This window comes from Acinetobacter nosocomialis (genome assembly GCF_041021905.1).
In the GTDB taxonomy this organism is placed as follows: Bacteria; Pseudomonadota; Gammaproteobacteria; order Pseudomonadales; family Moraxellaceae; genus Acinetobacter; species Acinetobacter nosocomialis.
The window spans coordinates 3,641,160-3,663,582 of the sequence record NZ_CP157432.1 but is presented as its reverse complement, the minus strand read 5'-3'; the positions used below and the strand labels follow the sequence as shown (position 1 = coordinate 3,663,582).

At 40.1% G+C, this 22,423-nt stretch carries 20 protein-coding genes and 4 tRNA genes; 14 read left to right on the top strand and 10 right to left on the bottom strand.

Annotation, left to right across the window (positions count from 1 at the left end):
• Positions 1-5: 5 nt before the first annotated feature.
• A complete protein-coding gene (locus tag ABLC00_RS17155) occupies positions 6-344 on the bottom strand; it encodes a membrane protein (protein WP_002051673.1) in 339 nt (112 codons plus the stop codon).
• A gap of 274 nt (positions 345-618) precedes the next feature.
• Between ABLC00_RS17155 and ABLC00_RS17150 the strand changes: the two genes are divergently transcribed.
• On the top strand, positions 619-1,566 hold the full coding sequence (locus ABLC00_RS17150; protein ID WP_006582534.1) for a hypothetical protein: 948 nt from the start codon (positions 619-621) through the stop codon (positions 1,564-1,566).
• Positions 1,567-1,658: 92 nt separating this feature from the next.
• Here ABLC00_RS17150 and ABLC00_RS17145 read toward each other — a convergent pair.
• The 8 genes from ABLC00_RS17145 to ABLC00_RS17110 form a co-directional block, all read right to left on the bottom strand.
• Positions 1,659-1,734 (bottom strand) — tRNA-Glu (locus ABLC00_RS17145).
• A gap of 28 nt (positions 1,735-1,762) precedes the next feature.
• Positions 1,763-1,838: transfer RNA gene (locus ABLC00_RS17140), tRNA-Glu, on the bottom strand.
• Between the two features lie 134 nt (positions 1,839-1,972).
• Positions 1,973-2,857: a hypothetical protein gene (locus tag ABLC00_RS17135; RefSeq protein WP_004711635.1), complete on the bottom strand. Its 885-nt coding sequence runs from the start codon at positions 2,855-2,857 to the stop codon at positions 1,973-1,975.
• 116 nt (positions 2,858-2,973) lie between these two features.
• On the bottom strand, positions 2,974-4,392 hold the full coding sequence (locus tag ABLC00_RS17130; RefSeq protein WP_004711637.1) for an amino acid permease: 1,419 nt from the start codon (positions 4,390-4,392) through the stop codon (positions 2,974-2,976).
• 131 nt (positions 4,393-4,523) lie between these two features.
• Positions 4,524-4,599: transfer RNA gene (locus tag ABLC00_RS17125), tRNA-Glu, on the bottom strand.
• Between the two features lie 25 nt (positions 4,600-4,624).
• Positions 4,625-4,700 (bottom strand) — tRNA-Ala (locus tag ABLC00_RS17120).
• A gap of 57 nt (positions 4,701-4,757) precedes the next feature.
• Positions 4,758-6,266, bottom strand: coding sequence for a glutamate--tRNA ligase (gene gltX / locus ABLC00_RS17115; RefSeq protein WP_006582535.1), 1,509 nt, complete (start codon positions 6,264-6,266; stop codon positions 4,758-4,760).
• A gap of 117 nt (positions 6,267-6,383) precedes the next feature.
• The gene (locus ABLC00_RS17110) at positions 6,384-6,683 is read right to left on the bottom strand and encodes a hypothetical protein (RefSeq protein ID WP_002051642.1); all 300 of its coding nucleotides are present in this window, start codon (positions 6,681-6,683) and stop codon (positions 6,384-6,386) included.
• A gap of 400 nt (positions 6,684-7,083) precedes the next feature.
• Here ABLC00_RS17110 and ABLC00_RS17105 point away from each other — a divergent pair, with 400 nt between their 5' ends.
• The 9 genes from ABLC00_RS17105 to ABLC00_RS17065 all read left to right on the top strand — a co-directional run bounded on the left by ABLC00_RS17105 (position 7,084) and on the right by ABLC00_RS17065 (position 16,657).
• The gene (locus ABLC00_RS17105; protein ID WP_006582536.1) at positions 7,084-8,085 is read left to right on the top strand and encodes a sulfate ABC transporter substrate-binding protein; all 1,002 of its coding nucleotides are present in this window, start codon (positions 7,084-7,086) and stop codon (positions 8,083-8,085) included.
• A gap of 221 nt (positions 8,086-8,306) precedes the next feature.
• Positions 8,307-9,230 (top strand): 16S rRNA (cytosine(1402)-N(4))-methyltransferase RsmH, encoded by a 924-nt coding sequence (gene rsmH / locus ABLC00_RS17100; RefSeq protein WP_002051672.1) that lies wholly within the window; start codon positions 8,307-8,309, stop codon positions 9,228-9,230.
• A complete protein-coding gene (locus ABLC00_RS17095) occupies positions 9,230-9,562 on the top strand; it encodes a cell division protein FtsL (RefSeq protein WP_002051754.1) in 333 nt (110 codons plus the stop codon). The genes rsmH and ABLC00_RS17095 overlap by 1 nt, the downstream gene beginning before the upstream one ends.
• Before the next feature lie 11 nt (positions 9,563-9,573).
• Positions 9,574-11,406, top strand: a complete 1,833-nt coding sequence (gene ftsI, locus ABLC00_RS17090; RefSeq protein ID WP_348941001.1) for a penicillin-binding protein PBP3 — start codon at positions 9,574-9,576, stop codon at positions 11,404-11,406.
• Positions 11,407-11,409: 3 nt separating this feature from the next.
• Positions 11,410-12,909, top strand: coding sequence for a UDP-N-acetylmuramoyl-L-alanyl-D-glutamate--2,6-diaminopimelate ligase (locus ABLC00_RS17085; protein ID WP_006581055.1), 1,500 nt, complete (start codon positions 11,410-11,412; stop codon positions 12,907-12,909).
• 8 nt (positions 12,910-12,917) lie between these two features.
• On the top strand, positions 12,918-14,318 hold the full coding sequence (gene murF, locus ABLC00_RS17080; protein WP_033846218.1) for a UDP-N-acetylmuramoyl-tripeptide--D-alanyl-D-alanine ligase: 1,401 nt from the start codon (positions 12,918-12,920) through the stop codon (positions 14,316-14,318).
• Positions 14,319-15,437 (top strand): phospho-N-acetylmuramoyl-pentapeptide-transferase, encoded by a 1,119-nt coding sequence (gene mraY / locus ABLC00_RS17075; protein ID WP_006582538.1) that lies wholly within the window; start codon positions 14,319-14,321, stop codon positions 15,435-15,437.
• Between the two features lie 60 nt (positions 15,438-15,497).
• The gene (locus tag ABLC00_RS17070) at positions 15,498-15,830 is read left to right on the top strand and encodes a hypothetical protein (RefSeq protein ID WP_002051722.1); all 333 of its coding nucleotides are present in this window, start codon (positions 15,498-15,500) and stop codon (positions 15,828-15,830) included.
• 2 nt (positions 15,831-15,832) lie between these two features.
• The gene (locus tag ABLC00_RS17065) at positions 15,833-16,657 is read left to right on the top strand and encodes a putative RNA methyltransferase (protein WP_006582539.1); all 825 of its coding nucleotides are present in this window, start codon (positions 15,833-15,835) and stop codon (positions 16,655-16,657) included.
• Positions 16,658-16,674: 17 nt separating this feature from the next.
• Here ABLC00_RS17065 and ponA read toward each other — a convergent pair whose 3' ends face one another.
• Complete coding sequence (gene ponA, locus ABLC00_RS17060; protein WP_006582540.1) at positions 16,675-19,233, bottom strand: penicillin-binding protein PBP1a; 2,559 nt, start codon at positions 19,231-19,233, stop codon at positions 16,675-16,677.
• A 162-nt stretch (positions 19,234-19,395) separates the two neighbouring features.
• Between ponA and ABLC00_RS17055 the strand changes: the two genes are divergently transcribed.
• Genes ABLC00_RS17055 through ABLC00_RS17040 form a run of 4 tightly spaced genes read left to right on the top strand, consistent with a single transcriptional unit; the run spans position 19,396 to position 22,373 of the window.
• Positions 19,396-20,454 (top strand): pilus assembly protein PilM, encoded by a 1,059-nt coding sequence (locus tag ABLC00_RS17055; protein WP_004711654.1) that lies wholly within the window; start codon positions 19,396-19,398, stop codon positions 20,452-20,454.
• Entirely contained in the window at positions 20,454-21,098 is a 645-nt protein-coding gene (locus ABLC00_RS17050; RefSeq protein ID WP_006581060.1) for a PilN domain-containing protein, read from the top strand. The genes ABLC00_RS17055 and ABLC00_RS17050 overlap by 1 nt, the downstream gene beginning before the upstream one ends.
• Positions 21,095-21,835, top strand: coding sequence for a type 4a pilus biogenesis protein PilO (locus tag ABLC00_RS17045; protein ID WP_006582541.1), 741 nt, complete (start codon positions 21,095-21,097; stop codon positions 21,833-21,835). The genes ABLC00_RS17050 and ABLC00_RS17045 overlap by 4 nt, the downstream gene beginning before the upstream one ends.
• 10 nt (positions 21,836-21,845) lie before the next feature.
• On the top strand, positions 21,846-22,373 hold the full coding sequence (locus ABLC00_RS17040) for a pilus assembly protein PilP (RefSeq protein ID WP_006582542.1): 528 nt from the start codon (positions 21,846-21,848) through the stop codon (positions 22,371-22,373).
• Positions 22,374-22,423: the final 50 nt, after the last annotated feature.

The window sequence follows — 22,423 nt, the reverse complement described above, 5'->3', positions numbered from 1 at the left end:
TTTTTTTAAATTTCCCATTCGTGATTGCAGTCACGACATTTCCAATGTTTTTGTGACTGCATAAATGCTTGCATAGACAATTTAAAGTCCGGCAAATCACGCCAGAACATAAAACCCGCCCCTAGAGTCACAACAAAAACAACGACCGTTGCAATTTGTAGAGAAGTGCCTGCACCATTGCCAAAAATCCACATAAAAATACTAATTACAACCAAGAGTAATAGTACAAAAATGGCAGGAACTAAAATCACTAAGCTCTTAGGCACAACAGGTTTGGCACTGTTAACACCTTGGCTTACTGGCATAATTTTAACACTTTGACATTGAGGGCAACGATATTGCATGACAGCTCCACATTAAATTTGAATCTATTCTAACGGAAATGCAAAGAAAGGAAAAAAATTGTAGGGCTTTTAAAAAGTGATATAAAAGTTAGATATAAAAATACTTTTTTGAAACAAGCATATATGAAAAAATGATGATTTATGCGTACACATAAAAGTTAAAATAGTACCGTAGAGCATGCTAATCTAGATAAAAACCAAGTGTGTTCAACACTGGAAATGAGCTGAAAAGCTAATTAATGGGATGCGAAAGAAATATAAAAAGGAGAGGGACTTGGGTCAAGAAGATGACAATAAGTCGGAGCCTATAACGACATCAACAGTTTCAGGGAACCCTGACCCTATAAAACTGTCATTCTCACGCCGTTTGCTGCATAAGACCTTGCAACATGCTCATGATGCCGTTGGGTTTGCTAGTGATACGACACGTAATCTTGCAGAGGTTGCAGATGCAGCCTTAGATGCTTTAGATCATGTAACAACTCACACAAAGCGTGGGGTCGTTGGCATGACCAATCTGGCAGCAGGAACTGTTAGAGATATGGTGTCTGAAACGAGTGAAACTGCGCGTCAGGTTGCCTTAATTATGGCTCGTACTTTTCTGGGGAAAAGTACGCTGAATTTATATTTACCTGAGATGTTGTTAAACAGTCAAATTCGTAAACGTATAGATCGTTCAGAAATTGATGATATTAAAGTTCAATGTGGCAATGATCGGTTTCAGGTTGAAATCGATGGGCACTATCACCGGTTCCTATATCGGCTGAGTTTAGATTTTCGGGTATTGGAATGCCGTATTGGGCAAGAAAAATTCTTACGTTTACGTCAAATGGATGAAAGCCTAGATGTACAAATTCGGCATGGTGGAACATTGTCGAATTGGGCAGTCCGTCGTATTGGCCGAGTCGGTTTTGAAGTCATTAATATGTTGCCTATTCCATCGCTGATTAATCATTTGATTCGTGATATTCCGGGTATTCAGCGTGATGGTCATCGCATGTGGTTCATTGACCTTGAACAGGCAGGGTTTATTGATTTCATTAATAACCGTTCATGGATGGTAGAAAAACTTTTAAATTTAACCGACTTTAGTATTCTACCGGGACTCAATATTTTGAGGGAAAGCCGTGAACTTGTGCAGCAACTGGTAGATCAATTCGAAATAAAAGGACTACGGGTTCAATCAGGTCGTCTTGAAGTCCAAGTTGGAATTGCGAATTAAATTACATAAACGAGAAGCTGATTGATAATCAGCTTTTTTATTGCGTAGATAAGAAAAAAGCCACTGTCTTCATGCAGTGGCTTTTTAGAATTTGGCGTCCCTACGGGGATTCGAACCCCGGTTACCGCCGTGAAAGGGCGATGTCCTAGGCCTCTAGACGATAGGGACTTATATGAGGCATACATCTGAAAAATATTGGCGTCCCTACGGGGATTCGAACCCCGGTTACCGCCGTGAAAGGGCGATGTCCTAGGCCTCTAGACGATAGGGACGTTTCAGAGGTGGGCGTATATTAGGTCGATTTAATAAAAGTGTCAAATAGTTTTCTAAAGAAATATTAAAAAAAACATTCAAGCGCTTAAAAATAACTCAAATTGTAGAAAATATAGGCATTTATGGCTAATTTTTATTGAAAAGGTTCAATAATTGCTTTGATGACTGCATGGTGTTGTAAGTACCCTACAATTTCATGGGGTTGGTTCGCAAAAGTAAAAATTTCTTGATTGATAATTGGTGGAGTGAAATTAAAAGGTGCTTCACTTAATGGGAAAGCTGTTAAAAAATCATCTTTTGAGTAGAAATTATACCAATCGCCATTGAGGCATTTTGGACGTTCAATCGGAATAGGGAGTTTACTTTGGATCACCCGAAAAGAAAGTGGTGAAGCTAAGGTAACAAAGCGTTGTACTGAAAAGTGATAAGCCGGGTCTGATAACAAGTGAAATGCGATCACGGAACCTAAAGAGTGGGCGACTACAATACAATCTTCATCATCATGCATTTGTTTTAAAATTCTTTGATGAACTTCGTACATAAAATCAGGATTAGATAAGTACATGTAAGTTTCAATCAAGAATTGTTGAATTAAGCTCTCATGTAATTTAGGAAAATTATTTAAAAGAACCACCATTTCTTTAAGAACGCGATCTTTTACTAACTGTGAAGTCAGATATAAACGTTCTGATAAGCTTTCTGCGGGTTGATCGGGAGAAAGAGGAAGATGTGGCACAAAAGGAGTATGTTCCTTAGGTGTGTTGGCTTGTGAGTGTAAATGGATAGGCAAATGAAAGTTAAAGGATTTTGGAAGTAAGGTGTTTAAATCTAATTGATTAGAGAGTTGATATTTCGTCATTAAATCGCCATAAAAAGGCATGTGTATATGTAAATCTCTTAAATTAACTCTACAGTGCAATTGTTTTAAGCCCAGTTTAAAGACTCTTAGCCAGTGCTCTTTTAAACGATGTGCTGTGTAATTTTGTTGATTCATCCCATGGATAAATATAATTTTCATTGTATACAAGGAATTGTTTTTAATATAAATTTTAATCTACAACGGTAGATTCTATAAAGCCAGTATCTAAACAAAAAAAAGTGTAGCTTTTTGCTACACTTTTTAATTACAAGCACTTAGGCCTTATGGCGATAAAAAATAAAATAACTGATATAGCAAAGAGCCGTAAAAATTAAGCAACCTACAAAACCCGCTCGCATTTGAGGGTCCGCTGCCATACTTAAACAGGTAATAAAGCAGAATAGAAAACCTAAAATTGGGACAATAGGAAATAATGGTGCAGCATATTTTAAATCTTTAACCGTATGTCCAGCTCGGTACCAGTGTCTACGGAAATTGAACTGACTTAAACAGATACTCATCCAGACAATAACCATGGTGAAAGCTGCAACGCCGAGTAAGTTTTTAAAGATGGTTTCAGGTGCAAACTGTTCCGATAACAAACCTGGGATTGCGCCAAACATGGTGACTACTAAAGCAACAATAGGTGTCCCACTTTTTGAAAGCTTGGCAAATACACTTGGAAGAAGCTTTTGTTCTGATAAAGACCACATCATGCGTGAAGCGGCATATAAACCTGAATTGGCGGCTGAGAGCAGTGCAGTAATAATTACAAAACGAATGATATCATCTGCATATGGAATACCAATGTAATTAAATACAGTAACGAAAGGACTGCTACTTACACTTTCACTGCTTAAGCCTGCAAGCTGGAAAGGGAGTAATGCACTGATCACAATAATGGTGCCGACAAAGAAAATAAGAAGGCGCCAGATTGCAGCATTAATCGCTTTAGGGACGTTTTGTGCAGGATCTTTAGTTTCACCAGCAGCCACACCAATTAGTTCTGTCCCAGAGAACGCAAAATTCACAATCAGCATGGTAGTAAAGATAGGGAGGAAACCGTGTGGGAACCAGCCTTGGGCTGTTAAATTACTAAACAGAGGAGCAGTTTGAGCGCCATGAAAAGGAATTAAACCAAAAATGGCTAATAACCCAAGCACAATAAAGGCAATAACGGTAACAACCTTAACAAGCGCTAACCAGAACTCAGATTCAGCAAATACTCGAGTTGAACTAATATTTAGTCCAAAAATCGTCACTGCAAAAATAAGTGTCCAGATCCACATTGAAATTTGCGGAAACCATTCCTGCATGAGTAGGGCAGCAGCGGTAAACTCGGTCCCTAGCGTTGCTGTCCATGTTAGCCAATACATCCATGAAATCATGTAACCTGTACTTGGACTAATGTACTTTTGGGCATATGCACCAAAAGAACCAGAAACAGGCATATGCACAGCCAGCTCGCCTAAACAGAGCATAACCATGTAAGCAATTGCACCCCCAAGAATGTAGGCAATAATTGCGCCAATAGGTCCAGTTTGTGAAATGACTTCCCCTGAACCCAAAAATAAACCAGTACCGATTGCACCGCCTAGCGATAACATCACAAGGTGGCGAGTACTCATGGCTCTTTTTAAAGGTGCAGTACTGTTCTGATGCTGAGCATCTAGTTGATTGTCAGATGGCTGCATATTACACATTGAGAGAATTTAAGAAAGACGCTATTTTAGATAAAATAGACAAATGTGCAATCAAGAAGGTGTCAAAGAATAGACAGGAAGGTGACGATAGAGTCTTTAAAAGGAATTTTTAAAATAGAAAATGGCGTCCCTACGGGGATTCGAACCCCGGTTACCGCCGTGAAAGGGCGATGTCCTAGGCCTCTAGACGATAGGGACTTGATGAGGCAAACACAAAGGATCTTGGTGGAGCCAAGCGGGATCGAACCGCTGACCTCTACAATGCCATTGTAGCGCTCTACCAACTGAGCTATGGCCCCAGTTTGTGTGAGCGCAATATTAGGGTGAATGCGCCCACACGTCAACAAAAAAATGAATTAAGCTTCGCTAGTTGCTTCATTTTTCGGCAGTTTTAAGCTTTCATTGAGCTTTTCCCAGTTTTTTACCTCTTTTTTACTCGGTGCACCAACAATTTCTAAAGCATGTCGTAAGCGAGCAAAGGTTAAATCTGGACCAAGCGTAACCATTGATTGCATCACTGGTGTTGAACTGGTTGAGCCAGCAATTGCGATAAAGAAAGCAGGCATAAAATCACGTAGTTTAATACCCATTTGATTTGCCAAGTCCATTAAGGTTTGGCTAACCGTGTCATTATTCCAAGTAAACTGACTTTCAAGACGCCAAATAGCAAATTGTAAGCTTTGGCGAACTTGTTCTTGAGTCAATTTTTTACTTTCAAACATTTCGGCTGTAATTTGTGGCATATGGTTAAAGTAGAAACCAGCCCAATTTACTGCCTCAGAAAGTAAATTAATACGCGGTTGAATTGCAGCAGCAATATCTTCTAATGTATTGCGGTCACTCTTCCAAGTAAGTAAACGGTCTAGTAGCTGGCCTGGTGTTAAACCTTTAATCCATTGACCATTTAACCAATTGAGTTTTTCAACATCGAAAATTGGGCCGCCTAAAGATACACGTTGAATATCAAAATGATCCATCATGTCTTGCAGGGTAAATACTTCACGCTCATCTGGCATTGACCAGCCCATACGGCCTAAATAGTTGAGTAAGGCTTCTGGTAGGACGCCGATATCGCGGTAGTAGTTAATTGATGTTGGATTTTTACGTTTAGATAACTTCGATTTATCTGGATTACGTAGCAAAGGCATATGGCAAAGCGTTGGCATTTCCCAATCAAAGTATTGGTAAAGCAACTGATGCTTCGGTGCAGAAGGAAGCCATTCTTCACCACGCAATACATGAGTGATTTCCATTAAATGGTCATCAACGACATTCGCTAAATGGTAAGTTGGTAAACCATCAGTCTTAAGAAGGACTTGCATGTCGACTTGTGCCCAAGGAATTTCTACTTCCCCACGGAGTAAGTCGTTAAATTTACATACACCTTCTTCTGGAACTTTCATACGGATGACATGAGGTTCGCCTGCTTCTAGGCGGCGAGTTACTTCTTCTTGAGAAAGCTTTAAACCGCGGCCATCATATTTTGGTGTTTCACCGCGAGCCTGCTGTTCGGCACGCATTTGATCAAGTTCTTCTGCTGTCGCGAAACAGTAAAAAGCATGGCCTTTTTCAACAAGTTCTAACGCATATTGCTTATAAATTCCCATACGCTCTGATTGGCGATAAGGCGCGTGTGGGCCACCCACATCTGGACCTTCAGACCAATTTAAACCTAACCAGCGTAAAGAATCTAAAATCATTTTTTCAGATTCTGGTGTAGAGCGAAGTTGGTCGGTATCTTCAATTCTTAAAATAAATTCCCCACCATGTTGTTTCGCAAAACACATATTGAATAAAGCAATGTAGGCAGTACCAACATGTGGGAAACCAGTAGGAGAAGGTGCAATACGAGTACGAACTTTCATAGATAATGGGTCAAAATAAAAATTGAAACTATTATAACGAAAAAGCCCAGTATTCTGACGTTTTTATTTAACGGCAGACTGGGCTTAAGTTGAAACGATGAGGGGTCGTTTCAAATATTAAGAAGTATGTGGCTGGAAGATGGCCTGAACAAAACGTGAGAAACGCTCATGCTGTGCTGCAAGAAAGTTTTGAGTAGGTGTTACACGAATAGTGTTAAGTACTTTTAACTCATCATCTGTAGATGGTAGAGCTATAGTATTGCGTTTTTGCTGGTCGAGTGCTTTTTCAATAAGCGAAGACTGGCGATCAGAAACGCTTTTGGTTGGTGTGTCTTTGAGTGCTGCGGCAACTGATAATTGTGATGCAAAACTGAGCACCAAACCCAAACTCAAAGCTTTTCCATACTTAATTTTCATTTTTACTCATCCCCTCAGTACGTACATTTCGTCTATTTTTTGAGTTTAACCAAATGTAAAATTACGGTAACGCTACGATTCAAACATAAATTTTAATAAAAAAGTAGAACCATGTCACACTTTTTACAAAAAATACCTTTATTTTACGTTGGTATCTTTCAAATGTAGCCTATCTGTATCCATTACGTCTCATTATTTAACAAATTAATGTGTAGATAAAGTGAAGACTATAAATAAACTATAAGAATAATTACAAAACTTTTCGAAATTATGAATAAAAAGTAAGCGTGAATGATATCGTTTAAAGTGATTAATAAACCTTGAATTGTTATAAGTGTTTGATAGAAAAATTAAAATATAAAAATGTAATATAGTTTAAAAGTAAAATTGGTATTTATAAATGAAAAGAATAGTAAAAATTGCGGTCGCTACATATATGGGGTTAGCAGTAAGTGCAGTACAGGCTGCGACTACATTTTTAAATGTTTCTTATGATCCAACGCGTGAATTTTATCAAGAATATAATCAGGCATTTGGAAAATTCTGGAAACAACGCACCGGTCAGGATGTCGATTTTAAACAATCTCATGGGGGCTCCGGAAAACAGGCGCGAGCTGTAGCAACTGGTCTTCAAGCCGATGTAGTAACCTTGGCTTTAGCAAATGATATTGATGAGATTGTTAAAGCTGGATATATCCAGCCAAACTGGCAAAAAGAGTTTCCTAATAACTCTGCGCCTTATACCTCTACAGTGGTGTTTCTGGTTAGAAAAGGTAATCCAAAGAATATCCGTGATTGGAATGATTTAACTAAACCAGGTGTTGAAATTATTACACCTAATCCGAAAACGGGTGGAGCACCGCGCTGGATTTATCTTTCTGCGTGGGGATATGCTTTAAAACAGCCTGGTGGCAATGACGCCAAAGCAAAAGAGCTAGTTAAAAAACTTTATCACAATGTTAAGGTGCTAGATTCGGGAGCCCGTGGTTCGCTTACTACATTTGCTGAGCGTGGAATTGGAGATGTTCTACTTTCTTGGGAAAATGAAGCATTATTGGCAACGAAAGGTCTCGATAAAGATAAATATGAAGTTGTGTACCCATCAATTTCAATTTTGGCAGAGCCTTCTGTTGCGATTGTAGATAAGACAGTCGATAAGGACGGTAACCGTACTTTAGCAAAAGGCTATCTCAACTTTTTATATTCACCGTTAGGGCAAGAGTTGGCTGCGAAACATTATTTTCGTCCACGTAATCCTCAAGTCGCTGCTAAATATGCAGCACAATTTCCAAAAATTAAATTATTTACGATTAATGATGTTTTTGGTGGCTGGGCAAAAGCCCAGCAAACTCACTTTGCCAATGGGGCTATCTTTGATCAGATTTATGATGGGAAACAGTAAATAAAATATGGGCAGCTCCCTAGTTTAAAAACTAATTAAACTTTTCATATTGAAGCAAGTGAACCTGAAAAGGTGAGCTTGCTTTTTATTTTGCTTAAAAAATGCAAAGAAAACGGTTTTCTCTATGAAAAATTAATATTTTCCTACAAAAAGCCGTTTGGTGTTCATCGTAAACAAGGTGATAATGTGCAGTTACATTTTTACGCTATGATTTAACTCCTATGTCGCATATTTCTGTCTTACTTTTTGAGACCGTTGAAAGCTTATTGGCAGATCGCACAACTGGGGTGTATATCGATGCAACCTTTGGACGAGGTGGGCATACACGCTTATTATTGTCGAAACTCGATGAAAACGCTCGAGTATATGCCTTTGATAAAGATCCTCAGGCTCTAGAAGTTGCAGCCGCTTTAGCACAAGAAGACCCGAGATTTACCATTATTCATGCAAGTTTTGCTGATATAAAAGAAAAAATGCAGGAAATTGGGGTGCAAAGTGTCGATGGAATTATGGCAGACTTAGGCGTATCTTCCCCTCAATTAGATCAGGCAGAACGCGGCTTTAGTTTTATGCAAGATGGCCCTTTAGATATGCGTATGGATAACTCTAAAGGTTTGACTGCTGCTGAATGGTTACTTGAAATTGAAGAGGAACAGTTGGCGAATATCATTTATCAATATGGTGAAGAACGATATAGTCGACGTATTGCTAAAGCAATTAAACAAGCTGGAAAATTAGATACGACAGCACAACTGGCTGAACTTGTAAAAACAGCTCATCCAAAATGGGAAAAACATAAGCATCCGGCGACACGTACTTTTCAGGCTATTCGTATTGCTATTAACAAAGAACTAGATGATATTGAAGTGTTTTTACCGCAAGCTGTAGACTTGCTTAAACCAAAGGGGCGTTTGTCTGTGATCAGCTTCCATTCGCTTGAAGACAGGTTGATTAAACAGTTTATTCAAAAAGAATCAACGCTTGCAGAAGATTCTGGTTGGGGAATGCCTCAACAGCAGGTTGATACGAGAAGATTAAAGAAAATTTCACGGGTTCGTGCGAGTGAAGAAGAAGTAAAAGCGAATCCACGTTCACGTAGTGCATGGCTTCGGGTTGCTGAACGCTTGGAACAAAAAGGCGCGTAATGAAAAGCAGTGATGAAATCGAAACCACAGAAAATAAAGTGGTCAAAAAAGTTGTGATATATACAGTCATGGTGGCGTTGGTTTTCATCAGTGCCATGATGGTGGTATTGCAAGTATTTGAATACCGTCATGATTATAGAGAGTTAAGCTCTTATATGCGTGAACGTGATGACCTCAATGCTGAATGGGGACGTTTATTGATTGAGCAACAAACATTTGGTGCGACTGCTCAAATTGGTACGCGTGCTGTGACACAATTACGAATGTTTTCGCCACCGGCTGCAGAAACGGTGGTAATTTCTTTACCGATGACCTCAGAGCAAAATAAGTAAGGCCTTGCTGTATGGTAGATAAGCGAACAAAGCAAACACGAAAAAAACAGCAGTCTATTTCGGAAAAACCAAGTCTTGCCTTTGATATGTGGCGGTTTTATCTGCTCTGGGCAGTGGTGCTCCTGTGTTTTGTGGTATTAATTGCACGTGCATTTTATGTTCAGATCATTAATAAGGACTTTTTACAAAATAAGGTCAATGCCAATATTTTGCGTACTGAACGTGTAGAAGCTATGCGTGGTGTAATTAGTGATCGCCACGGTGTGCCTTTAGCGATCAGTAGTCCAATCATGAAAATTGTGATGGACCCACGTGATTATTTTGAAACTAAACATTTATATGATCAAATTTCGGCTGAACTAAAACAAGATCCAAAAAATCGTAAATTAAAACGCCAATTACCAGATAAAAATTTAAACTTAGATGAGCTTGCCGATGTGGTCGGTGTTGATCGTGCTGATCTTAAGAAACAGATGAATGCGCGTCCGCGTTCTCGTTATTTAGTTTTGAAAAAAGAAGTACCACCGCAACAAGCTGACCTCATTATGAAAGGTAACTTCCAAGGGGTTTATGCAGAAAAAACTTACAAACGCTATTATCCGCAGCCACAACCAAATGCCCAAATTATTGGTTTGACTAATAGTGAGGGTCAAGGTGTTGAAGGCCTGGAAATGCAGTTGAATAAGCAGCTTTCTGGAGTAGATGGCGAACAAAAAATTATTCGTGATAAGCGTGGTAATCGTTTAAAAGTTTCTGAGGTGATTCGTGAGGGTGAGCCGGGTGAGAATATCACTTTAAGTATCGACTCTCGTTTACAGTACATTATGTATCGCGAATTGACCGCAGCGGGTGTTGCGAATAATGCACGTTCAGCAACGGCTATTGCGGTTGATGTTAAAACGGGTGAGATTTTGGCAATGACCAGTTGGCCATCTTATAACCCGAATGATAAGAATGGCTTGTCTAATAAAGATGCTATGCGTAACCGTGGTGCGATCGATATGTTCGAACCGGGTTCAACCATGAAGCCATTTACCATTTCTGCTGCATTAGAAACGGGTCAATACACACCAAATACGATTGTAAATACCTCTCCTGGTTCAATGCGTTTAGGTTGGCATACTATTCGTGATACTCATAACTATGGGGCTTTGACCGTAACAGGTGTGATTATTAAGTCTTCAAACGTGGGTTCTGCAAAAATTGCATTATCACTTCCAAAAGAGACTCTACCGACCTTCTTTAATCGTGTTGGTTTTGGTAAGCGTTCTGCTGTGAAGTTCCCAGGGGAAAGTTCTGGTTTAGTACTTCCTGTAAATAAATTAAACTCTTCTCAAATTGGTACCATGGCTTATGGTTATGGTCTAAACGCAACTATTCTTCAGCTGGCACAAGGCTATGCCATGCTTGCAAATCATGGCGTCAAAATGCCATTAAGCTTGCATAAATTAGATCAGGCACCTAAAGGGGAGCAAGTTCTTAACCCAAAAATTGCTGATCAAGTCTTGTTAATGCTTGAGCAAGTGACTATGCCGGGTGGTACAGCGACACAAGCCAATATTCCAGGCTATCGAGTAGGCGGTAAAACAGGTACTGCTCATAAATTGCGTGCTGATGGTAAAGGCTATTCAAATAGTGAATATCGTGCTTTATTTGCCGGCGTTGCACCAATTAGTGATCCGCGTTTAGCTGTTATTGTGGTTGTGGAAAATCCACAAGGTCGTTACTACGGTGGTTTGGTTGCTGCCCCAGTTTTCGCTCGTATTATGCAAGAGTCACTACGTTTAATGAACGTGCCGCTTGATAAGCCACTTAACACTCCACAAAATCCTATTCGCAGGTAAGCTATGACTGTTTCTTTTCAAGAAATTAATCCAATCGAGATTGATGCACAATGGCCTCAACAGCCATTTCATGGCTTTAATTTAGATAGTCGTAAAGTAGAAGCTGGCCAAATTTTTATTGCCTTGACCAGTTATAGCCAACCTGAAAAAACACGCACATTTGCTGAAGCAGCTTTAACAAATGGGGCACTTGCTGTAATTAGTGAAACCGAATTAGGTGTCGCGAATGAGTGGGTATGTTCTGATGTGCGTCAGCGTATGGGTGAGTGGCAAAAACGTTATTTACAACAAACTGATACGGTTAAACCATTACGGATTATTGCTGTAACAGGTACGAATGGTAAAACGACTATTTCTCGCCTAATTGCTGAGTTAATTAGTTCGCAACAGCAGCGCTGTGCGGTGATGGGAACGACTGGTAATGGTATTTTGCCGGACTTAACGCCTTCTACACATACTACTCTTGATGCTTTGCAGTTACAAAATGAATTACATGCTTATGCTAAGCACGGCGCAACTTTTGCTTCTTTAGAAGCGAGTTCGCATGGTCTTGAGCAGGGCCGATTAAATGGTTGTGATATTGAAATTGCTGTTTATAGTAACTTAAGTCGTGATCACCTCGATTATCATGGCACGCTAGAAGCTTATGCAGAAGCAAAGGCTCGTTTATTCAAGTTTAATTCGTTAAAAGTTGCTGTGATTAATCTAGATGATGCACATGCAGATTTAATGATTAAATCGGCGAAGAATAATCCAGCGCAACCTAAAATTTTGACTTATTCGCTTACTCAAAATACGGCCGATTATTATATTACCGATTTAAGCTATAGCTTGGCGGGTGCAACCTTTAATTTAGTGGGGCAGCAAGGTTCATTTGCTGTAGAAAGTCCATTATTAGGTCATTTTAATGTTGAAAACTTGATTGCGGCGCTGATCGCTGCTGAGCAAGCTGGTTTCGATTTACAAGCATTAGTTAATTTTGTTCCTAAACTGATTGGCGCACCAGGCCGAATGCAGGTCATTCGTGATGATGAGCGACTTTTTGTGGTGGATTATGCGCATACACCGGATGCATTGATTCAAGTGCTTAAAACATTAAAGCGTCACGTTTCGAATCAGCTTTGGGCTGTATTTGGATGTGGTGGTGACCGTGACCGTGGTAAGCGCCCACTCATGACTCAAGCAGCTTTAGATGGTGCAAATCCGGTTATTCTGACTTCAGATAACCCAAGAACAGAAGACCCCGAACAAATCTTTGCTGATATGAAGCAAGGAATAGATTTTTCAGGGCATCGTATGCATGAAATTCATGACCGTCGTGAAGCAATTAAATTTGTTACGCAGCAGGCTCAAGCTGGTGACATTGTGGTGATTGCCGGAAAAGGTCATGAAAATTATCAAGAAATTAATGGTGTGCGTCACTGGTTTGATGATGTGGTTGAAGTGCGTTCTGCGATTGATGCACAACATCATACGGTAGATGCTGCTTACCCTGCACAATAGGAAAAATTATGCATACTTCAACCACCAGTACCGTGCCTTTGGAACCGTGGACAGCTCAACAATTACAACAGGCAACACAGGGTTACTGGCATAAAGACCAGATCCCTCAAACTGAAATTAAACGTATTTTGACTGACTCGCGTCATGCAGAAAGTGGGGATGCCTTTTTAGCATTAAAAGGTGAACGTTTCGATGCGCATAATTTTGTCGCGCAAGTCGCTGCAAATGGTTGCCAAGTCGCTATTGTTGAGCAACCTATAGATGCCAACATTGCTCAACTTGTAGTTGCTGATACTCGTTTAGCTTTGGGGCAACTTGGTGCATATCGCCGTGAACAAAATGCTCAATTGAAAGTTATTGCTTTAACGGGAAGTAGCGGTAAAACCACTACTAAAGAAATGCTAGGAAGCATCTTATCTCGTTTAGCTCCTACATTGATTACCCGAGGCAATTTAAATAATGACCTTGGTGTGCCGATGATGCTTCTTGAGCTTCGCAATGAACATCAATATGCAGTGATGGAACTTGGGGCAAATCATCAAGGTGAAATTGATTACACATCAAAACTTGTTCAACCGCATGTCGCTGGCATTTTAAATATTGGGACTGCTCACTTAGGTGAGTTCGGTGGTCGCGATGGTATTTGCCGTGCTAAATCAGAAATTTATCGTCATATTCTACCTCACGGTGTTGCTATTGTTCCACAACAAGATGACTTTACTACCGAGATTCGTGAAGCAGCAAAAAGTCATCAAATTATGAGTTTTGGTACTGGTGGTGATGTCTTTGCTACAGAGATTGAATTGTTGCCACAATCTGCCAATTTCCAGTTACATACACCTCAAGGTTCAAGTTTTGTAAGGCTGCCATTTGCAGGTGAGCATAATGTGCAAAATGCAACTGCTGCAGTAGCATTTGCTTTGGCATTAGGTGTTAGCCTAGACGATATTGTAAAAGGATTAGAGCAAGCACAAGGCGCGAAAGGCCGTTTGAACTTTATTCAAAAAGCGCCTCATTTATTTATTGATGATACTTATAACGCTAATCCAACATCTATGCGAGCTGCGGCACAAGTATTACTTCAACAAAATGGCATTAAAGTCATGGTGATGGGGGATATTGGGGAACTTGGCGATAGTAGTTGGCAAGAACATCATGATTTAGGTCGCGATCTCGCTCAGCTTCCTTTAGAACATATTATTGCAGTTGGGCAGTTTGCCTCAGCAGCTCTCGAAGGTGCGGGCCTTCATTCTACTAAATTGAAAGCATTTCAGACTCAAGCTGAGGCGCTTCCATTTTTAATCAATCTAATCCAAACACATCAACCCCAGTCCATGAGTTTCCTGTTTAAAGGTTCTCGCTTTACTCATATGGAAACGTTGATGGCTGATTTGATGGAGAAACTTTAAATGCTGTTATGGTTGTTTGAACAACTTGCGGGCTATCACAGTTCGTTTCAGGTTGTTCGTTATTTAACATTACGTTCTTTACTCAGTGTATTAACGTCACTGACCATTGGTTTGGTTCTCGGACCAATCATGATTCGTAAATTACAAGCGTTAAAATACGGTCAGGCAGTAAGTTCGTTTGCTCCTGAAAATCATGCCAAAAAAATGGGTACACCGACAATGGGAGGGGTTTTAATTCTACTCTCAATTGGTATTAGTACTTTATTGTGGGCTGATTTATCTAACCCTTATGTTTGGATTGTACTTGGTGTAATGGTTGTGTTCGGTGCGGTTGGCTGGGCAGATGACTGGATTAAGATTCGATATAAAGATAATGCGGGCTTACCTGCACGTAAGAAATTCTTCTGGACTTCTATTGCCTCACTTGGTGCTGGTATTGCGTTATATTTAATTGCAACTGAACAATCTAATTCAGAATACACAGCAAATATGCTGGATTTATTGATTCCTTTCTTCAAGAATCTTTCAATTCCACTTTCTATTGTTCCATTAGGCTTGGCATTTATTGTATTCACCTATTTAGTAATTAATGGTGCTTCTAATGCGGTTAACTTAACTGACGGTTTAGATGGTTTAGCTATTATGCCGGTGGTTATGGTGGCTTCAGGTTTAGGTGTATTTGCTTATTTATCTGGTGACATCCGTTTCGCTAACTATTTACATATTCCATATGTGAAATATACCTCTGAGCTTGTGGTGATCTGTTCTGCGATGATTGGTGCAGGCTTAGCATTCCTTTGGTATAACGCACATCCAGCACAAGTCTTTATGGGTGATGTGGGCGCTTTAGCTTTAGGTGCAATGCTTGGAACAATTGCCGTGATGGTACGCCAAGAAATCGTATTTGCGATTATGGGCGGTGTTTTTGTGATGGAGGCTGTATCAGTATTCCTGCAAATCGGGTCGTTGCGAATGCGAAATAAGCGCGTATTCTTGATGGCACCTTTACACCATCACTATGAAAAACAAGGCTGGAAAGAAACTCAAGTTGTAATTCGATTCTGGATTATTACGATTATGCTAGTTGTTTTAGGCCTAATGACCTTAAAATTGCGCTAGAACTTATTTTGGTGTCAATATAAAGCCAGTTTCTACTGGCTTTTTTTATTGGAGAGGTAAATGACAAAGGTTGTTGGGCTAGACCAATTATCTGTAATTAACCAAAAAGTGGTTAGTGATGGGGAAGTATTACCTCAAGTTGTACTTAAAGATGGTAGTCAGGTACAAACGGGAACTGTCGCGACAATGCTGCATAATATTGAACTCTATAATGCGGGACAAAGAGGGCAAATTGAAGAAGAGTTGAAGATCGCAATTCCAACTTTAATTAAAGTGGGATTGTTTGATTTGTTTGAAGTAGATGAATGGGTTTCTGGAACAAATGCAGGCCGCACATTTGTTGGAATGCACGCTAAGGCTTATTTGCAACAAAAAGAACAAGAGAATAATTAAACGTGACTACGCAAAATTTAATGTGCCCCGTATGTCGTCAGCGACTTGAGCTGGTAAACAAAACATGGCGGTGTGAACAGGGTCATAGCTATGACATTGCAAAGCAAGGTTATGTGAACTTACATGTCGTACAGCATAAACACAGTAAAAATCCCGGGGATACTCCTGAGTCTGTAGATGCACGCCGTGCCTTTTTACAGGGTGGCTATTATCAGCCTTTACAGCAAGCAGTAGTTCATTGGCTAAAGCATCTTAAAGCTAAAGCTGTACTTGATATTGGCTGTGGTGAGGGATATTACACTAGTGCGATGCAACAGGTTGTTGAGCAGTGTATAGGTGTAGATATTGCAAAAAATGCAGTACAACGTGCTGCAAAGTTAAATGCCAACGTGACTTGGGTTGTGGGTACAGGAGCAACTTTACCTGTAATTGATCAAAGTATAGATGTGTGTACGAGTCTTTTTAGCCCGATTCCACAAGCAGAAATTGCGCGTGTTTTAAAAGATGATGGTTATTTAATTGTTGTTACGCCTGCTTCTGAACATTTGTATGCCATGCGTGAGGCTTTATTTGAGCAAGTTAATCCTCACACACCAGAAAAGTTTGTAGAGCAACTACAAGATTTGTTTGAGTTAAAGCAAGAGCAAATTATTGATGCGCCTTTTGTGCTTGATCAACAAGCCCTAAAGAATCTGATCGCTATGACGCCTTATGCGTATAAGGCATCTCCAGAGCGCCGGATGCAATTAGAACAGCAATCACACCTGAAAGTGACAGCATCTTTTCAAATCTATCTTTTTCAAAAGCGTAATAAAAAAGCCATCTAACGATGGCTTTTTTATTTTTACTCAATTTGGTTAATCAAGTTTTCTAATTCATCTTTATCACGCTTCGGCGCTGTTCCTTGTGAAGGCTTCATTGCTGGAGGTGCTGCCTTAGATGGAATTACAATTTCCTCACCAGGTAGGTCATCAAAGTCATTATTGGTGTTAGCTTTCGGTTGCGGTGGTGCAGGACGATAGAGTGGACGTGCTAATGGTGGTGCAGCACGATATGTTTTCTTATCGCCTATTTCTGTAACGACAGCTTGTTTGTCACGAGAAATAGGTGCCTGAGCATCTTTTTCTAAACGAACCCAAGAAGCTGGAGTACCTTTTAAAGATTGATCCATAAAGTTAATCCAGATTGGTAATGCGGCAATACCACCATACTCACGACGGCCAAGTGTTGTTGGTTGGTCAAAGCCGACCCATGTAATTGCGACTAACTTGCCGTTGAAACCTGCAAACCATGCATCTTTTGCGTCGTTCGTTGTACCTGTTTTACCACCCAAGTCACTACGGCCAATTTTAAGTGCGGCACGACCTGTACCATGCTCAATTACGTCACGTAAGATATTTGCCATATCATAAGCAGAGCTTGATTTTAAAATACGCTGAGCTTGACGATATTGACTATTATTCTTATCAGTTTGTTTTAGGTTGAGCTGTTTGGCCGCCTTTTCTTTCTGTTCCAACTCTTTATTGGTCACTTCAACAACTTGATCATCTGGTGTAGTTGTCTGTGCATCTTCAGTTGTTTCAGGTGCATTAATACATGGAATACATGCATATTCTGGCTTAGCTTCGTAAATCACTTTACCGTATGCATCTTCAATACGTTGAATGAAATGTGGTTGGACACGGTAGCCACCGTTTGCAAACGTTGCATAGCCTGTTGCCATTTGAATTGGCAATACTTGAGGTGTACCTAAAGCAATGGTGTAGTTACGTGGAATCTGATCTTCTTGTAAACCAAAATCCATGAATAACTGACGAGTACGTTCAATCCCTACAGTTTGTAAAAGTCTTACAGAGACGGTATTACGAGACAAATACAAAGCACGGCGTAATGGAATCATACCTAGGTAACGGCCATCAGAGTTCTTTGGTGTCCACTTACCAATGGTAATCGGGCTATCGTTGACCATGCTATAAGGTGTCATACCACGTTCTAATGCTAAAGCATAAAGGAATGGTTTGATGGTCGAACCCGGCTGACGCCAGCCTTGTAAAGCACGGTTAAATTTTGATTGATAGAAATTATAACCACCAACAATTGCTTCAATGGAGCCATCATTTGGATTAATTGCGATAAGCTGACCTTGAACTTTAGGTACTTGAACTAACGACCATGCAGTTTTAGCTTCATTTGGACGTAAACGAACAATATCCTTAACCTTAACAATCTGAGATGCACGTGAAGGTACTCCACCTACGCTATTTGCATTGCGATAGGGGCGGGCCCAAGACATGCCAGACCATTGCACAGTGACTGTTGAACCATCTTGCATTAAGGCTTCAAAAGAGTTGTTATTTACTTTAGTCACTTCTGCAGGGTAGGTATTGGCATAAGCTCTAAATTGGCTTAATGGTTTGTCATGTGCCTCTGCTCCACGCCAGCCATGACGACGGTCATAAGCCTCTAAACCATCTTGTACAGATTTTTCTGCAATAGCCTGACGTTGGGCGTTAATGGTCGTGTAAACCTTATAGCCTGAGTCAATTGCTTGTTCACCAAAGTGTTTTACAAGCTCTGAGCGGACCATTTCACCCGCATATGGGTGAATATTATTTAGGTCACGGTTGGGCATATTCAAGTTGATCGGCTCTGCAACTGCCTTTTGATACTCTGCTTGAGAAATATAACCGAGCTGCAACATACGGCCTAAAATCCAGTTGCGGCGTTCAAGTGCCCGTTCTGGGTTAACCACTGGGTTGTATTTAGATGGTGCTTTCGGTAAGCCAGAAATCATAGCCATTTGAGCAATGCTGAGCTCATTAATACTCTTGTTATAGTAAATTTTTGCAGCAGCTGCGATACCGTAAGCATTTTTACCCAAGAAAATCTTATTCACATAAAGACTTAAGATGTCTTCTTTAGATAAGTTTTGTTCAATTTTTCGGGCCAAAAAGATTTCGGTTAGTTTGCGTTTTAAAGTTCTTTCTGGGCTTAAATAATAGTTTTTTGCAACCTGCATTGTGATGGTAGAACCACCTGTTTGCACATCAGACCCAGTAACACTTTCACTTAAAGCACGGCCTAAACCTTTAAAGCTAATGCCGCTGTGTTCGAAGAAAGAAGAATCTTCTGCTGCTAGGAATGCATGAATAAACGTAGGAGGAATTTGTTTGTATTCAACAGGAATAGAAAGTTTACCACCGTACTCAGCAATAAGTTGGTTGTCGGCTGTATAGACTTGCAAGGGCTTTAAAAGCGGTGCTTTTTTTAGTGAACTCATTTCCGGGAGGGTTGGGGCAATATAGAGATACATGCCATAAAATCCCATCGGAAGTGAGACTAAGATAATAATAATGATCAAAAAAATTGGACGCACGAAGCCCAAACTGGATAGCTTTTTCATGATAAGTAAGCTTTAATAAGATCGAATACAAACTAATTGTGGTCAGTATAGCCTTTAGACATGCGGATTGTTAGATGAGATATTGTATCCGTGTAAAAATAAAGACCGAGATTATTGGTTTGTAATTTTTTTTTGGGGATAAAAAAATAATAGGACAATAGTGTGCTCAGGTTATATCGTAAACCTAATAAGGGGTTAATGGGCGTCGATATTAGTTCGACTTCTGTTAAGTTGTTAGAGCTCTCTGTCAAGAACGGTAAATATTGGGTAGAAAGCTATGCTTTGATGCCTTTACCTGAAAACAGTGTAGTTGAAAAAAATATCTTAAATCCAGAAGCGGTAGCAGAAGCTTTGGAACGGGCGATGAATTTAGCAAATCCCCAAACCACTAACGCTGCAATTGCTGTTCCAACATCGACGGTTATTCATAAAACTATCGAAATGGATGCAGATATGAGCGATGACGAACGTGAAGTTCAGATTCGTGTAGATGCGGAGCAGTACATACCGTTCCCGCTGGATGAGGTGAGCCTTGATTTTGAGGTTTTGCCTGATCGCTTGCTGAATCCAAATCGAGTAAATGTTCTTTTGGTCGCAACAAGAACGGAAAACGTTGAAACACGTGTTGAAGTTCTTGAATTGGCAGATTTGAATCCTAAACTGGCAGATGTCGAGAGTTATGCAGTCGAACGTGCTTTTAGTGTGTTTGCTGATAGCTTGCCGATGGGCGCAAATACGATAGGAATTTTAGATATCGGCCATACCATGACAACACTATCGGTCATGCAAAATGGCAAGATTATTTATACTCGTGAGCAGGTTTTTGGTGGTAAGCAACTTACGCTTGAAATTCAAAGTCGTTATGGCCTCTCTCTAGAAGAAGCAAGCCGAGCTAAAAAAGACCGTACTTTGCCAGATGATTATGAAATTGAGGTACTAGATCCATTTCTAGATGCTGTGGTTCAGCAGGCGGCCCGCTCATTACAATTCTTCTTTTCTTCATCTCAGTTTAACGAAATAGACCATATTTTGCTTGCAGGTGGCAATGCGAATATTCCAGGTCTTGCCAAGCTTTTGCAGCAAAAATTAGGCTACCGTGTCACTATTGCCAACCCATTTTTACAAATGGGTTTTTCTCCTCAAGTCGACGTTCAAAAAATCGAAAATGATGCTTCATCTTTAATGGTGGCATGCGGCTTGGCTTTAAGGAGTTTTGATTAATGGCAACAATTAACTTACTACCTTGGCGTGAAGAGCTGAGGGAACAACGAAAAAAACAATTTATAACTTTATGCTTTGGGGTGGTTGTTTTGGGGATTACAACCGTATTTGGTGGATGGTTCTATTTTGATCATAAATTAGATGATCAAGAACAAGCAAACCAACTTATTAAAAGTACAAATCAAAACCTTGATCAGCAATTAAAAGCATTAAACGGTTTACAAGAGCAGCGTGATGCCATTATTGAGCGTATGAAGTTGATTCAAAATTTGCAGAGTCAACGGCCAGTAGTGGTGCGATTAGTTGATGAGCTCGTTCGAGTCACGCCACCAGCAATGTATCTAACCAAATTCAGTCGAGTGGGGGATAAATTTACGATCGAGGGTAAAGCTGAGAGTCCAAATACGGTAGCTGAATTGCTTCGTAACCTTGAATCGTCTCCTTGGTATCGTAATGCTTTTATGAATTCTTTCTTGGCTAATGAAGATAAAAAAGATAAGACTGCGAGTTCTCTTCTTCCTAGGGTGGAAGATAACTATGGCAGTTTTGTTGTGACTGTCGATTTGGGGGAAATGGGCGTGACCACAACGAATAACGATGCTGATAAGCCAGCCGTAGCAAAAGACACGGGGGCAGCCAAATGAGTCAAGATGAACTGCAAGAATTATCATTAGAGCAATCAGCTTCAAAGAAAAAGAAATTTAATCTCGATAAATTCCTTCAGCAATTTAATACGCTTGATATGAACAACTATGGTAGTTGGCCAATATCTGTAAAAATTACTTGCTGGACTTTTATTTTCTTTGCTGTATTGGCTTTGGGTTATTTTGTTGCTATTCAGCCAAAGCTACAAGCAATTGATAATGCCCAAGCTCAGGAAGGTAATTTATTAAATGAATTTCGAGAAAAAGACTCGAAATTACGTAATCTTCAGCAGTATCAAGTGCAGCTTCAAGAGATGCAGGCAAATTTCAACCAGCAATTAGAACAATTGCCGAAAGAAACAGAGATTCCAAGTTTAGTTGAGGATATTAACTTAACTGGTGTGAACTCTGGATTGAAATTTAAAAATATCCGTTTAGAGGATGAAGTAAAGCAGGAAATTTTTATTGAACAACCAATTGCCATCGAAGCAACAGGCGACTATCACGCTTTCGGTGCTTTCGTAAGTAGTATCTCTGCTTTGCCACGTATTGTGACGATGCATGACTTTGTTGTAGAGGCTGCTCAAGCTAAAGATAGTAAGTCAGATATTCCTGTGCTTAATTATTCTATTAAAGCCAAAACCTATCGATATATAGGAGCACCAGAGGCATCGGCACAACCAGCTAAGGCTGCAGCGGCGACTGCACCAACTAGCCCTAATGCTCAGCCGAAATAGGAGAGTTATGATGAAAATTAAGCAAATTACTCTTTATGTTTTGGCCTGTGCCGCTCTTGTGGGATGTGATTCAAGAATTGACGCAGTCAATCAGCAAATGGCAAGTATTCGTAATCAGCCACCGCTCCCTATTGAGCCAGCGCCGATTTTTACCCCTGTACCACAATTTAATTATGCTGCTCATCAATTAAAAAGCCCGTTTATGCCAAGCTCACTGGCAGCTGAGCTTAAAATTATGGCCGGGAAGCGAGTGTATCCAAATTTCTCACGTGCACCGCAACCATTAGAAAACTATGCACTTGAAGCCTTAAATATGAAAGGAAGCATGCGTAATAATCGTGGTCAAATATTGGCTTTGATTCAGACACCGGATCATCAAATTGAACGGGTACAAGTGGGTAATTATATGGGCATGAATCAGGGCCGTATTACTCATATTAGTCCAACCCAGATTGATCTGGTCGAGATTGTGCCAGATGGTCGAGAAGGCTATGTCGAGAGACCGAGAACTTTGGTCTTGATTGGGCCTGCACCCTAAAACTTAGGGAATAAAAACGAAAAAGTATTTTTAAAGATTATTTAATTGGG

Coding starts and splice junctions, on each gene's coding strand:
- ABLC00_RS17155 (WP_002051673.1), bottom strand. CDS start 344: ATGCAATATCGTTGCCCTCAATGTCAAAGTGTTAAAATTATGCCAGTA.
- ABLC00_RS17135 (WP_004711635.1), bottom strand. CDS start 2,857: ATGAAAATTATATTTATCCATGGGATGAATCAACAAAATTACACAGCA.
- ABLC00_RS17130 (WP_004711637.1), bottom strand. CDS start 4,392: ATGCAGCCATCTGACAATCAACTAGATGCTCAGCATCAGAACAGTACT.
- gltX (WP_006582535.1), bottom strand. CDS start 6,266: ATGAAAGTTCGTACTCGTATTGCACCTTCTCCTACTGGTTTCCCACAT.
- ABLC00_RS17110 (WP_002051642.1), bottom strand. CDS start 6,683: ATGAAAATTAAGTATGGAAAAGCTTTGAGTTTGGGTTTGGTGCTCAGT.
- ABLC00_RS17105 (WP_006582536.1), top strand. CDS start 7,084: ATGAAAAGAATAGTAAAAATTGCGGTCGCTACATATATGGGGTTAGCA.
- rsmH (WP_002051672.1), top strand. CDS start 8,307: ATGTCGCATATTTCTGTCTTACTTTTTGAGACCGTTGAAAGCTTATTG.
- ABLC00_RS17095 (WP_002051754.1), top strand. CDS start 9,230: ATGAAAAGCAGTGATGAAATCGAAACCACAGAAAATAAAGTGGTCAAA.
- ftsI (WP_348941001.1), top strand. CDS start 9,574: ATGGTAGATAAGCGAACAAAGCAAACACGAAAAAAACAGCAGTCTATT.
- ABLC00_RS17085 (WP_006581055.1), top strand. CDS start 11,410: ATGACTGTTTCTTTTCAAGAAATTAATCCAATCGAGATTGATGCACAA.
- murF (WP_033846218.1), top strand. CDS start 12,918: ATGCATACTTCAACCACCAGTACCGTGCCTTTGGAACCGTGGACAGCT.
- mraY (WP_006582538.1), top strand. CDS start 14,319: ATGCTGTTATGGTTGTTTGAACAACTTGCGGGCTATCACAGTTCGTTT.
- ABLC00_RS17070 (WP_002051722.1), top strand. CDS start 15,498: ATGACAAAGGTTGTTGGGCTAGACCAATTATCTGTAATTAACCAAAAA.
- ponA (WP_006582540.1), bottom strand. CDS start 19,233: ATGAAAAAGCTATCCAGTTTGGGCTTCGTGCGTCCAATTTTTTTGATC.
- ABLC00_RS17050 (WP_006581060.1), top strand. CDS start 20,454: ATGGCAACAATTAACTTACTACCTTGGCGTGAAGAGCTGAGGGAACAA.
- ABLC00_RS17045 (WP_006582541.1), top strand. CDS start 21,095: ATGAGTCAAGATGAACTGCAAGAATTATCATTAGAGCAATCAGCTTCA.
- ABLC00_RS17040 (WP_006582542.1), top strand. CDS start 21,846: ATGAAAATTAAGCAAATTACTCTTTATGTTTTGGCCTGTGCCGCTCTT.